The organism is Polynucleobacter brandtiae (assembly GCF_002797575.1).
Classification (GTDB): Bacteria; Pseudomonadota; Gammaproteobacteria; order Burkholderiales; family Burkholderiaceae; genus Polynucleobacter; species Polynucleobacter brandtiae.
Map to the genome: position 1 here is coordinate 97,399 of NZ_PGTX01000004.1, position 12,894 is coordinate 110,292.

The 12,894-nt window shown below is 47.0% G+C and carries 11 protein-coding genes; 6 read left to right on the top strand and 5 right to left on the bottom strand.

Annotated elements, in window-relative coordinates; translation table 11 throughout:
* The first annotated feature begins 38 nt into the window (after positions 1-38).
* The 3 genes from B0G85_RS08540 to B0G85_RS08550 all read left to right on the top strand — a co-directional run bounded on the left by B0G85_RS08540 (position 39) and on the right by B0G85_RS08550 (position 2,623).
* Positions 39-1,538: a tripartite tricarboxylate transporter permease gene (locus B0G85_RS08540; protein ID WP_100380042.1), complete on the top strand. Its 1,500-nt coding sequence runs from the start codon at positions 39-41 to the stop codon at positions 1,536-1,538.
* Positions 1,539-1,629: 91 nt separating this feature from the next.
* Complete coding sequence (locus B0G85_RS08545; RefSeq protein ID WP_100380043.1) at positions 1,630-2,010, top strand: DUF2946 family protein; 381 nt, start codon at positions 1,630-1,632, stop codon at positions 2,008-2,010.
* Between the two features lie 151 nt (positions 2,011-2,161).
* Positions 2,162-2,623, top strand: coding sequence for a copper chaperone PCu(A)C (locus B0G85_RS08550; protein WP_100380044.1), 462 nt, complete (start codon positions 2,162-2,164; stop codon positions 2,621-2,623).
* Between the two features lie 97 nt (positions 2,624-2,720).
* On the opposite strand, the gene ilvD is transcribed toward B0G85_RS08550, so the two are convergent.
* The 5 genes from ilvD to trxB form a co-directional block, all read right to left on the bottom strand.
* Positions 2,721-4,409 carry a dihydroxy-acid dehydratase gene (ilvD, locus tag B0G85_RS08555; RefSeq protein WP_100380045.1) on the bottom strand — a complete coding sequence of 563 codons (1,689 nt, stop codon included), beginning with the start codon at positions 4,407-4,409 and terminating at the stop codon, positions 2,721-2,723.
* A 248-nt stretch (positions 4,410-4,657) separates the two neighbouring features.
* On the bottom strand, positions 4,658-4,996 hold the full coding sequence (gene glnK, locus B0G85_RS08560) for a P-II family nitrogen regulator (RefSeq protein ID WP_100380046.1): 339 nt from the start codon (positions 4,994-4,996) through the stop codon (positions 4,658-4,660).
* A 90-nt stretch (positions 4,997-5,086) separates the two neighbouring features.
* Positions 5,087-6,706 (bottom strand): NAD+ synthase, encoded by a 1,620-nt coding sequence (locus B0G85_RS08565; RefSeq protein ID WP_100380047.1) that lies wholly within the window; start codon positions 6,704-6,706, stop codon positions 5,087-5,089.
* 17 nt (positions 6,707-6,723) lie between these two features.
* Positions 6,724-7,260: an inorganic diphosphatase gene (gene ppa / locus B0G85_RS08570; RefSeq protein ID WP_100380048.1), complete on the bottom strand. Its 537-nt coding sequence runs from the start codon at positions 7,258-7,260 to the stop codon at positions 6,724-6,726.
* 106 nt (positions 7,261-7,366) lie between these two features.
* Positions 7,367-8,323 carry a thioredoxin-disulfide reductase gene (gene trxB, locus B0G85_RS08575; RefSeq protein ID WP_100380049.1) on the bottom strand — a complete coding sequence of 319 codons (957 nt, stop codon included), beginning with the start codon at positions 8,321-8,323 and terminating at the stop codon, positions 7,367-7,369.
* 39 nt (positions 8,324-8,362) lie between these two features.
* Here trxB and B0G85_RS08580 point away from each other — a divergent pair, with 39 nt between their 5' ends.
* The 3 genes from B0G85_RS08580 to serS all read left to right on the top strand — a co-directional run bounded on the left by B0G85_RS08580 (position 8,363) and on the right by serS (position 12,813).
* Complete coding sequence (locus B0G85_RS08580; RefSeq protein ID WP_100380050.1) at positions 8,363-10,675, top strand: DNA translocase FtsK; 2,313 nt, start codon at positions 8,363-8,365, stop codon at positions 10,673-10,675.
* A 13-nt stretch (positions 10,676-10,688) separates the two neighbouring features.
* Positions 10,689-11,399: an outer membrane lipoprotein periplasmic chaperone LolA gene (gene lolA, locus B0G85_RS08585; RefSeq protein WP_232726002.1), complete on the top strand. Its 711-nt coding sequence runs from the start codon at positions 10,689-10,691 to the stop codon at positions 11,397-11,399.
* Between the two features lie 103 nt (positions 11,400-11,502).
* Positions 11,503-12,813: a serine--tRNA ligase gene (gene serS / locus B0G85_RS08590; protein WP_100380051.1), complete on the top strand. Its 1,311-nt coding sequence runs from the start codon at positions 11,503-11,505 to the stop codon at positions 12,811-12,813.
* Positions 12,814-12,894: the final 81 nt, after the last annotated feature.

The following is a 12,894-nucleotide window of genomic DNA, read 5'->3' on the forward strand; positions in this document are numbered from 1 at the left end:
TATAACTACTAAAAAGATTAGAAAAAAAGGAGTTCCAGTTGGAAGAAATTAATGCTCTATTCGGCGGCTTTGCCGTCGCAATGACACCGTTTAACTTGCTGCTCATGCTTGTCGGGGTCACTCTCGGTGTGATTATTGGTGTGTTGCCAGGTCTAGGTGGCGCGAACGGAATTGCCATTCTGTTGCCGTTGACTTTCACGATGCCACCAACCTCAGCGATCATTATGCTTTCCTGTATTTACTGGGGCGCATTATTTGGCGGCGCGATTACTTCCATTTTGTTTAACATTCCAGGCGAGCCTTGGTCGGTTGCGACAACTTTTGATGGTTATCCAATGGCGCGTAATGGTAAGGCTGGCGAGGCATTGACTGCTGCGTTTACTTCATCGTTTGTTGGTGCGTTCTTCGCGATCGTCATGATTACCTTCTTGGCCCCATTAGTGGCGAAGTTTGCGTTGCAGTTCGGGCCGCCAGAGTTCTTCTCGGTCTACCTGCTGACCTTCTGTAGCTTCGTGGGTATGAATAAGGGCTCTCCATTCAAGACCATTTCAGCCATGATGCTGGGCTTTGCCTTGGCAACGGTTGGTATGGATACGGTTACCGGTCAGCTCCGTTTGACTTTTGGGCAGCCAGAGTTAATGCGCGGTTTTGACTTCTTAATCGCTGTAATCGGTTTATTCGGTATTGGTGAAATTCTGCTATCCATGGAAGAGGGTCTGGCATTTAAGGGTGCCGCTGCTAAGATTCGTCGCCAGGTTGTACTTGAGACATGGGCAAAGCTTCCAAAGTACTGGGCAACAACATTGCGTAGCTGCTTGATTGGTTGCTGGATGGGCATCACCCCTGGTGGCGCTACTCCTGCATCTTTCATGGCTTATGGTGTCGCAAAGCGGGTATCTAAGGATGGTGAAAACTTTGGTAAGGGCGAGATGGAGGGTATTGTTGCTCCAGAAACTGCAGCCCATGCTGCTGGTACCGCTGCTTTGTTACCGATGCTGTCTTTAGGTATTCCAGGTTCACCAACCGCTGCAGTATTGCTGGGTGGTTTATTGATCTGGGGCTTACAACCTGGCCCATTGCTCTTCGTTGAGAAGCCAGACTTTGTTTGGGGACTTATTGCCAGTATGTATTTAGGTAACCTAGCTGGCCTGTTCGTAGTGCTTACTTGCGTGCCATTGTTTGCTTCTATTTTGAGAATTCCGTTCTCGATCATTGCGCCAGTCATTTTGGTCATATGTGCTGTTGGTGCGTATACCGTCCACAATGCTACTTTTGACGTTTGGTTGATGTTAGGTTTTGGTGTGATGGGTTATGTCTTTAAAAAGCTCGACTATCCAATGGCGCCAATGGTCTTGGCCTTAGTATTGGGCGATCGTGCAGAGGACTCATTCCGTCAGTCAATGCTGATCTCTCAAGGTAGTTTGGATGTATTTTTCTCCAACTACCTAGTAAGTGGAATCACTGCTTTGGCCCTATTGCTGCTCTTCTGGCCAATTATTGGCAAGGTGATTAGCAAGAAAAAGCCCGCAACTGCTTAACTTGCTGGTAGGCCACAGTAAAGAGAAGGGGGCGTAAGCCCCCTTTCTTATTCGGGGGCAGCCTCTAGAAGTCGGCTAAAATTTACCTAGAATGAATTTCCCCAAACACCGCTTGGTTCACTGGCTTGCTGCCCTTGCAGTACTGATCAGCGCACTTGCTCCAGCAATTTCTCAGGCAGTTTCAGTTAGCAAGCATGGTCAAGGCTTTGCGATGGAGATTTGTTCGGCAGAAGGGAATCAACTGCAGATCGATATCAGAGCAAATGCAGATTCTCCAACCGATTTTCAAGACACGAGTAGACCTTGCCCTTACTGTTTTGTTCAGGGTGCTGTTACACCCGGATTGAATACCAGCCTGACATTTCAGGCGCCGCAAAGTTTTGCGTTCCTACCGCAGCTGTTTTATCAGTCACCTCAGCCTCTAACTATCTGGCTAATGCCGCCCTCTGCCGCACCTCCTTCACAGGCCTAAGTAATTAGGTCCATGGCCTCGCTATGAAAACGGCAGATGAATTGCCCTGTGTTGTGTAGATTATGTGGTTCTAAGACAATTAGTTAGTAAAAGCCTCTATGTCGTTTTGATTTTCAAAAGTAGTTCACTATCATTTTTTTAAAGGATTTTTATGAAAAAGTATTCATTAATTTATTTAGCCCTAGCCATGACTATGGGCTATGGCACTGCGGCGCTTGCTCAAAACGCAAAAGTAGGGAATTTACAAATTGAGCATGCCTATACCCGTGCAACGGTTTCAGGCCAGCAAGTAGCAGGTGGATTTTTTAAGATTGAAAACAAGGGCGCAGTAGATCAATTAGTTTCTGTAACCTCACCGGTTGCTGGTGAAGTCCAGTTACATGAAATGGCCATGGAAGGCAACGTGATGAAAATGCGTCAAGTAAAAGATATCCCTATTCCAGCAGGTGGCTCTGTTGAGCTAAAGCCAGGTGGCCTGCATTTAATGTTCATGAATATAAAGGCTCCATTAGCTGCGGGTGAGATGGTTCCAGTAAAACTCAGATTTGCTAAAGCCGGTGAAGTTGAGGTGAAAATGCCAGTCAATGCTGTGGGCGGAGCTATGAAGCACTAATGTTTTTATCTCCACCCTTGGCTTATGGACTTTGAGGGTTGGCATAAAAAAATCCCTCAGTTTTTGACTGAGGGATTTTTGTTTTGGGTTGAGCGGTTTAATCTAAGTTCAAGTCCGTTACTGCGCCCTTACTGGCAGAGCTCGCAAGGCGCGCATATTTCGCTAACAAACCGCGAGTATAGCGAGGCTTGGGTTGTACCCAAGCAACGCGACGTTGAGCGATCTCTTCATCGCTTACATTGAGCTGAATTAGCAGCTTGTGCGCATCAATGGTTACTGAGTCGCCTTCATGGATGAGGGCGATCGTACCACCTACAAATGCCTCGGGTGCAACATGACCAACAACCATGCCCCAAGTGCCACCAGAGAACCGTCCATCGGTAATAAGGCCGACAGACTCCCCTAAGCCTTGCCCTACTAGAGCAGCTGTCGGAGCAAGCATTTCACGCATACCGGGGCCACCTTTAGGGCCTTCGTAGCGAATGACCATGACATCACCATCTTTGATCTTTTGCGCCATGATGGCTGCCATTGCATCATCCTCAGAATCAAATACACGGGCAGGGCCGGTAATCGATGGATTTTTCAAGCCAGTAATTTTAGCTACGCAACCCTCAGGCGAAATATTGCCCTTCAGGATAGCTAAGTGACCTTGTTTATACATTGGGTTGTCTAAAGTACGAATCACCTTTTGATCCGCGCGGGGGACGGAAGGAATATCTTTCAAGGTCTCTGCGATGGTTTTACCGGTGATGGTGATGCAGTCGCCATGGAGTAGTCCGCCATCCAGCAATATCTTCATGATCTGGGGAATGCCCCCCGCTTGATGCAGATCAGTAGCTAAGTAATTGCCGGAAGGTTTCATATCCGCAATGACTGGCACTCGCTGACGAATGCGCTCAAAGTCATCAATTGTCCAATCAATTTCTGCTGCACTAGTGATGGCTAAGTAATGGAGAACGGCATTGGTAGAGCCACCCACTGCCATAATGACGCTTACTGCATTCTCAATCGATTTTTTGGTGATGATGTCGCGTGGGCGTAAGTTATTTTTAATAGCTTCTACCAACACTAGGGCTGAATCATGTGCGCTAGCAACTTTCTCTGCATCTACGTTAGACATGGTTGAAGAGTAAGGCAAGCTCATGCCAAGGGCCTCAAAAGAAGAGCTCATGGTATTGGCGGTGTACATACCACCGCAAGAGCCGCTTCCTGGGCAAGCGTTTTGTTCTACGCCCTTAAGGTCCTGCTCTGTCATACGGCCAGAAGTAAACTCACCAACCGCTTCAAATGCAGAAACAATATTGAGCTCCTTGCCTTTGTAATGGCCGGGTTGAATAGTGCCGCCATAAACGTAAATACTAGGCACATTGGTGCGTGCCATAGCCATCATGCCGCCTGGCATATTTTTATCGCAACCACCGATAACAAGAACACCGTCTTGCCACAGGCCGTTGACACAAGTTTCAATGCTGTCTGCAATAACTTCTCGTGATACGAGTGAGTATTTCATACCCTCGGTACCCATGCCGATACCATCGGATACAGTTGGAACACCGAATAATTGCGCTTTTGCTCCAGCCGCTTCAAGAGCACTTACTGCCGCATCTGCTAGTTTCTGAAGTCCACTATTGCAAGGGGTAATCGTGGCGTGACCATTCGCTACACCCACCATCGGTTTAGAAAAGTCCTTATCTTCATACCCCATTGCGTAATACATAGAGCGATTAGGAGCACGTGCAACCCCTTCGGTGACATTGCGAGAGCGTTCGTTGAGGCGTTTCATGCGAGTGTGGACTCCAAAAAAGAATGATTTGAAAAGCTCTATTGTGCCGTGAGATGGTGGAGGATGCCTATTTTGTGACATGCCTCCACTTATTTAATATTGCGGTGCAATAAATAGAAATTGGTATTGGGGTGGGTGCAGATTTTTCTTAGATCTTTGAATTTACTTGGGCTCAATATGGCCCACTCAGGACCACTCAGGCCAGCCCAGCCCAGCTTCGATCGATTTTTTTGAGAACAACCCTGCTTTTAAACTGCAGACTCGTTGGTTTCGCCAGTACGAATCCGAATTGCTTGCTCAATTGGGCTGACAAAAATCTTGCCATCACCAATCTTGCCAGTGTGGGCTGATTTAACAATGGCCTCGATCACAGCATCAACACGATCCGTTGCCACTACTACCTCGACTTTTACCTTAGGCAAAAAGTCGACTACATACTCGGCGCCACGATATAACTCAGTGTGCCCCTTTTGACGCCCAAATCCCTTAACCTCGGTAACAGTGAGTCCGGTAACACCCAGATCACCAAGAGCCTCGCGAACTTCATCTAGCTTGAATGGTTTGATGACGCAGGTGATGAGTTTCATGGCTTTCTTTCAATGTGGTAATAAAAACAATCATACCGATAAATTCATCGGGTGGTTTATGTGTCACTTTAAGAACCTCGGTAGGCGCCTCTAGGCCCTAAATTTTGAAGTGATGGGATAGCGCCAGTCGCGTCCAAATGCACGGGTGGTAACTCGCACGCCTGGGGGTGCCTGACGACGCTTATATTCATTAAGTTTGATGAGGCGAGTAACCTTTTCAACGCTTTCCATATCAAAACCAGCCTCAACAATTTGGGCAATAGATTGATTTTGTTCCATATATCGCTCCACAATACCGTCCAGAACTTCATACGAAGGCAGGCTGTCTTGGTCTGTTTGATCTGACCGTAATTCTGCAGAGGGTGCACGGGTCAAAATCCGCTCTGGGATAACGGGGCTAAGACTATTGCGATAGGCGCATAGCCGGTATACCAAGGTCTTGGCGATATCTTTGATGACCGCAAATCCACCGGCCATGTCCCCATATAGGGTGCAGTAACCGACAGCCATTTCACTTTTGTTGCCGGTAGTTAATACTAGGCGACCTGTTTTATTTGAGAGTGCCATCAATAAGGTACCCCGCACACGCGCTTGAATATTTTCTTCGGTTGCGTCTACCGCTAAACCTTTGAATTGTTCTGCTAAAGCTGTTTCTAGTGCATCGACTGGCGCACTGATCGGAATTTCGTCGTATTGGACATCTAAATTTTTTGCCATTTCTCTTGCGTCAATCCAGGAGATATCAGCGGTATATCGCGAAGCCATCATGACGGTGCGAACCTGATCCGCCCCTAAGGCATCTACAGCGATAGCCAGAACCAGAGCAGAGTCAACGCCCCCTGAGAGACCGATGATCACTCCTGAAAAGCCATTCTTTCGAACATAGTCACGCACACCTAGCACTAAGGCGTGATAAGCCTGAGACTCAACACTTGATGGTAAAACTAACAACCCTTTTTCCAAATCACCCGACTTGCTGATACCAACAAAACCCAGATCTGTTTCGAACTGTGGCATAGACATCACTAGCTCGCCAATGTTGTTTAGAGCAAACGATCCACCGTCAAACACTAGTTCATCTTGACCACCCACGGCGTTGACATACACCAGCGGCATTTTCGTAGTGGCAATATGCTGACGCAAAACCTCGATGCGGAGCACTTCTTTTTGTAGGTGGTATGGTGAGGCGTTGAGTACCAACAATATCTCTGCACCTGCTGCATGTGCTTGTAAGGCAGGGCCGGTATGCCAAGCATCTTCACAAAGGATGAGTCCGAATTTAATGCCAGCAGCTTCAAATACGCAGGCTGTATTGCCTGCGACAAAATACCGTACCTCATCAAAGACCTCGTGATTTGGTAGCTCTTGCTTGGCATAGGCTGCAATGACCTGACCATCACGCAAAACAGAGGCGTAGTTTTGTAGTCCGACAGGCGTCATTTTTGGGTGACCAACAATGACTGTCAGACCGGGGAATTGTTTGAGTTCAAGTATGAGTTTATTGAGCTCGATTGCAGTAGCTTTAATAAAAGCTGGGCGCAGCAACAAATCTTCAGGAGGGTAGCCCGTGAGGGATAGCTCGGGCGTTAGTACTATGGAAGCACTTTTTGCATACGCCTCAGAGGCTGCTTGCAAAATAAGCTGAGCATTGCCAGGCAAATCACCCAATAGAGGGTTGATCTGCGCTAGGGCAATAGTGGGTGAGGTCAATGTGGGTAACTCAAAGATTATTTTTGTGACTTCGCATAACCTTCAATACCTTCAAGAATTTCTTTATGAGCATCAGCTACACCACTCCAACCTTTTACCTTGACCCACTTACCCTTTTCGAGGTCTTTATAGTGCTCAAAGAAATGCTGAATCTGATTGAGTTGCAATTCGTGTAAGTCTTCGGGCTTTTGCAAATGCTTATAAATAGGCAAAATTTTATCTTCAGGAACAGCTAATAATTTAGCATCCTGGCCACCTTCATCTTCCATCAGCAAAACACCAATAGCACGGCAACTGATTACCGAACCTGGGAAGAGTGGGAACGGTGTCATCACCAGAACATCAACAGGATCGCCGTCACCAGCGATGGTTTGTGGGATGTAACCATAGTTGCATGGATAGTGCATGGCTGTACCCATAAAGCGATCTACGAAGAGTGCGCCGCTTTCCTTATCCACTTCGTACTTTACTGGATCTGCATTCATTGGGATCTCAATAATGACGTTAAAACTTTCGGGGATTTTCTTGCCTGGGCTGACTTTGTCGTAACTCATGAATACTCCAATTGGTGATTAATATATATTTTGATTAAAACCAAAATAATAGGGTGTGGCGAATAAAAAATAAATACTAAATCTAATCAGGTTTTATTTTAAGGCTCTAGGCCAAAGTTTCTAAATAACGCTGAGCATCAAGTGCTGCCATACAGCCCGTACCTGCACTAGTAATGGCCTGACGATAAATATGATCCTGTACGTCACCCGCTGCAAATATGCCGGGAATATTGGTTGCTGTAGCGTTACCTTCTAAACCAGAGTGGGTTTTGATGTAACCATTGTTCATCTCTAATTGACCAATGAACAACTCAGTATTGGGCTTATGACCAATCGCAATAAAGGCGCCCATGACGGCAATCTCTTCAGTGCTGCCATCTTGGTTTTTAATGCGTACGCCAGTGACACCTTTTTCGTCACCAAGAACTTCATCTAAGGTCGCATTGAGTTTGAGCTCTACTTTACCTTCGGCTACCTTAGCCATAAGGCGGTCATTCAAAATAGGCTCTGCACGAAATTTATCGCGACGATGAATCACGGTTACTTTTTTAGCGATGCCTGTGAGGTAGAGCGCTTCCTCTACTGCAGTATTGCCACCGCCGACTACGCATACGTCTTGGTTGCGATAGAAAAAACCATCGCAGGTAGCGCAACCAGATACACCGCGCCCCATAAAAGCTTCTTCACTAGGTAAGCCAAGGTACTGAGCAGAAGCCCCAGTAGAAATAATGAGGGCATCACAGGTATAGGTGCCAGAATCGCCTACTAGACGAATGGGCTTTTCAGTTAAAGCAGCTGTATGAATGTGATCAAAAATGATTTCAGTATTAAAGCGCTCAGCATGCTTTAAAAAACGTTCCATCAAATCAGGGCCTTGAACGCCATCTGGATCCGCAGGCCAATTTTCTACATCGGTTGTTGTCATCAACTGACCGCCTTGGGCAATACCAGTGACGAGGGTAGGGCTCAAATTGGCACGGGCAGCATAAACTGCTGCTGTATAACCGGCAGGGCCAGAACCGAGGATGAGAACTTTGGAGTGTTTTGGGATATTTGTATTCATATTCAAATTATAGGATTGCTTGATTACAATCGGTAGAACATGGTCAGAACTGTATATCCCAAGTCTAAAGCTCCCTTGAGTCCAGAGCCCCCCGAGAATCTGGGGCAAGGTAGGCTGCCCCGCCTCCTCCTGGAGGCCCGCTGGTTTATCTCTTGCGCCCTATGTTTGGGGTTATTAGCCATTCTAGTGACCTATTCCAAGGCTGACCCGGCCTGGTCTCACGCTAGTTTTGAGGTGCCCAAGAACCTGGGAGGGCGTTTTGGAGCCTATATCGCTGATTTAATGCTCTATATCTTCGGAATTTCGGCCTTTTGGTGGGTAGTACTATTCGGGCGTCGTGTTCTCAGTGGTTGGCGTGAACTGTGGAGTATTTCCCTTCCAGTCGATCCGGAGGCTAAACCAGGCTCTTTATTAGTTCGTTGGCTCGGCTTTGGGCTTACTTTATTAAGCAGTATGGGTCTAGAGTCTATTCGGCTGCATTCGTTGGGCTTAGAGCTCCCTAGGCCTCCTGGCGGTATTTTGGGGGAGCTGATTGGGGATCCCCTCCAAATGACGATGGGATTTACCGGCGCCACCCTGGTTTTGCTGTTTGGTTTGTGTGCTGGACTTTCTTTATTTCTGCATTTTTCATGGCTCGACATCGCAGAAAAAGTAGGGCGTTCTATTGAATTAGCTATTCAGTATGTCCGTGAGCGTCGCGATAGCGAGGAGGATCGTAAGTTAGGCGAGGTTGCAGCAGAGGAGCGCGAGGAATTTGTAGAAGAATTTAGGGGTAGGGTAGAAATTGCTAAGCCTATTCAGATTGTGCGTCCTGCGACCGAGATTGTGAAAAGCGCACGAGTAGAGCGTGAAAAGCAGCAACCCCTCTTTGTGGATATTCCTGACTCAGAATTGCCCCCCTTAGCTTTGCTCGATACAGTACCAGAGGCTAAGGAAACTATTTCTGCAGAAGTGCTGGAATTTACTTCGCGTTTAATTGAGCGAAAGTTAGCGGAATTTAATGTAGCCGTGAAGGTAATTGCCGCTTATCCGGGTCCAGTAGTTACCCGTTATGAGATTGATCCAGCAGTTGGCGTGAAGGGGAGTCAAATTGTCAACCTAGCCCGTGATTTGGCGCGCTCACTCGGCGTTGTGAGTATGCGGGTCGTGGAAACCATTCCTGGGAAAACTTGCATGGCCCTAGAGTTGCCAAACCCCAGTCGCCAATCAGTGTATCTCTCTGAGATTCTGAGTTCACAGGTTTACAACGACAGTCACTCACTTTTAACGTTGGCATTGGGTAAAGATATCTCAGGCAGCCCAATGGTTGCTGACCTAGCCAAGATGCCACATTGCTTGGTCGCTGGTACTACTGGAGCAGGTAAATCTGTTGGTATTAATGCCATGATTTTGTCGATACTGTTTAAAGCGAAGCCTGATGAAGTCCGCTTAATCATGATTGACCCCAAGATGCTAGAGATGGCTATGTATGACCAGATTCCACATCTCTTATGCCCAGTCGTAACAGACATGAAGCAGGCTTATAACGCCCTCAATTGGGCTGTGAATGAGATGGAGCGTCGCTATAAGTTGATGAGTAAGTTTGGTGTTCGTAATCTAGCGGGTTTCAATAAGAAAATACTAGAGGCTGAAGAAAAGGGTGAAAAACTGACCAATCCCTTTAGCTTAACCCCGGATGATCCAGAGCCTATTTATAAAGCGCCAGTGATTGTGATTGTGATTGATGAGTTGGCCGATCTCATGATGGTTCAGGGTAAGAAAATCGAGGAGTTGATTGCTCGTATTGCTCAAAAGGCGCGTGCAGCCGGTATTCATTTAGTGTTGGCAACGCAGCGTCCGAGTGTGGATGTGATTACGGGATTGATCAAGGCAAATGTACCAACCCGTATTTCTTTCCAAGTTAGCAGCAAGATTGATAGTCGTACCATCTTGGATCAGCAGGGCGCTGAAGCACTACTTGGTATGGGTGATATGTTGTACATGGCACCAGGTACAGGCTTGCCGGTGCGTGTGCATGGCGCATTTGTTTCTGATGATGAGGTACATCGCGTAGTCGAGTGGCTTAAAGAAAAAGGCGAGGCCAATTACATTGAAGGCGTTCTTGAGGGTGCCGATGAATCAACCATTGATGCATTAACTGGCGAGGGCGGTGGCGAAGCAGATCCTTTATACGATCAAGCAGTTGCTATTGTTTTGGACAATAAACGTCCTTCGATTTCTTTGGTACAGCGTCACTTGCGGATCGGTTACAACCGCGCAGCACGCCTATTGGAGGATATGGAAAAAGCAGGGCTTGTTTCTAAAATGGGTAATGGCGGTAATCGAGAAATTCTTCACCGAGCATCTGAATAAGATGAGATTAGTGATGATCGCAAGGATGGTCCGTAAATTTGTATCCGCTTTCACCATCGGTATCTGTATTCAGGTGGCTGCAATCCCAATCAATCATGCTATGGCCGCCGATGTGCAAACCGGTGTTGAGCAATTGCGCCAGTTTGTGCGCAATTCAAAGACAGCCGAAGGGGATTTTGTGCAGCAACAATTGCGCGCTCCAAAAGCTGGCGAGTCGCAAGATAAGGGCTTGAAAGTTGTTCGTCAAACACAGGGGCGCTTTATTTTTCAGCGGCCAGGGCGTTTTGTCTGGGATACCCAAAAGCCATATGAGCAAAAATTGATTGCCGATGGTAAACAGCTGATCCTATGGGATAAAGATTTAAATCAAGCTACCTTTAGACCTGCGGGTCAAGCTCTTGCTACTACACCAGCCGCCATTCTTTTTGGAGAGACTTCCTTAGATCAGCACTTTGATTTAATGGAGGGCGAAAGTCGTTTGGGTATGCAATGGGTTTCGCTGTCACCCAAGAAAAGCCCGACTGCCAAGGGTGGGAGTGACATGCCCTACACCAAGATTGCGATTGGTATGAGCAATGGATTACCAAAAGCATTGGAGCTGATAGATGGGCTGGGCAGTATTGTTTTGGTAACTTTGGATAAGATCCAATTAAATATTGATTTACCGGCTAACCGATTTAATTTCGTACCACCCCAAGGCGCAGAGGTTTTACGCCTGAACTAAAAATAGCTGATAAAAATCGGATTAGTAGCTGATAAGCAGCCACAAAGTAGCTGCAGCAAGATATTCCATTGATAAACATTGAATTTGAAAAATTGAGCAAAGCATGATTGATCCACAACTACTTCGTAAAGATATCGTCGCAGTACAGGCGCGCTTAGCTACTCGTAAATTTCAATTGGATGTTGAGAAATTTAATGCCTTGGAGGCCGAGCGAAAATTACTTCAAACTCGCACAGAAGAGTTGCAAGCCAAGCGTAATCAACTGTCTAAAGCAATTGGGATGAAAAAAGGGAAGGGCGAGGATGCTGCTACTGAAATGGCAGAAGCGACCCAAATTAATAGTGATATGGAGTCTGGGGCCGCACGCTTAACTATTTTGCAAGTGGAGATCGCTGACTTTTTAATGGAGATCCCCAATTTACCTGATGAATCTGTGCCAGTAGGGAAGGATGAGGCCGACAATATCGAAGTCAAGCGATGGGGCGCAATGCCTCAATTTGATTTTGAGGTAAAGGACCACGTTGACCTTGGTGCCCCGTTAGGATTAGATTTTGAGTCAGCAGCAAAAATCAGCGGGTCACGCTTTGTTGTTCTTAAGGGGTCTATGGCCAGACTGCATCGAGCGCTGGCACAGTTCATGCTTGATATGCACACAACACAGCATGACTACCAAGAGATTTATGCGCCCTATATTGTGAATGCTGCATCCATGCGTGGCACAGGGCAGCTGCCCAAGTTTGAAGAAGACCTCTTTAAAGTTCCCCGTCAAATGGGTGGTGAGGGTGATGCTGGTGAACCTCGTGTTGAGAATTTCTATCTTATTCCAACAGCTGAAGTGCCAGTCACGAACCTAGTACGGGACGAGATTGTGAATGCCGATCAGCTGCCATTAAAGTTTGTTGCGCACACCCCATGCTTTCGTTCTGAGGCGGGTAGTTATGGGCGCGATATTCGCGGCATGATTCGTCAGCATCAGTTTGATAAGGTGGAGTTAGTGCAGATCAGCAAGCCGGAGTCTTCAATGCAGGCCCTGGAAGATCTCACAGCGCATGCTGAAAGAATTCTGGAGCTGCTGGAGTTACCTTATAGAAAAGTACTTCTGTGTACTGGCGATATGGGGTTTGGCAGTGTCAAGACCTATGACTTGGAGGTATGGATCCCTTCGCAAAATGCCTATCGAGAAATTAGCTCTTGCTCGAGTATGGGTGATTTTCAGGCGCGACGGATGCAGGCGAGATTTAAAGTGGGGCAAGGAAAGCCGGAGCTGGTACACACCTTAAATGGTTCAGGCTTAGCGGTTGGTAGGACGGGCGTTGCTTTGCTAGAAAACTTCCAGCAGGCAGACGGCAGTATTCGGATACCTAAAGTGTTGCAATCCTACATGGGCGGGTTAGAGGTTCTTAAGCCGGGCTAACTAAGCGAGCGGGCCATTGCAAATAAGTGGGTTGAACCAATAATTGCCTTACGCCAACCCCTCTTACAAGTTAGGGGCGGT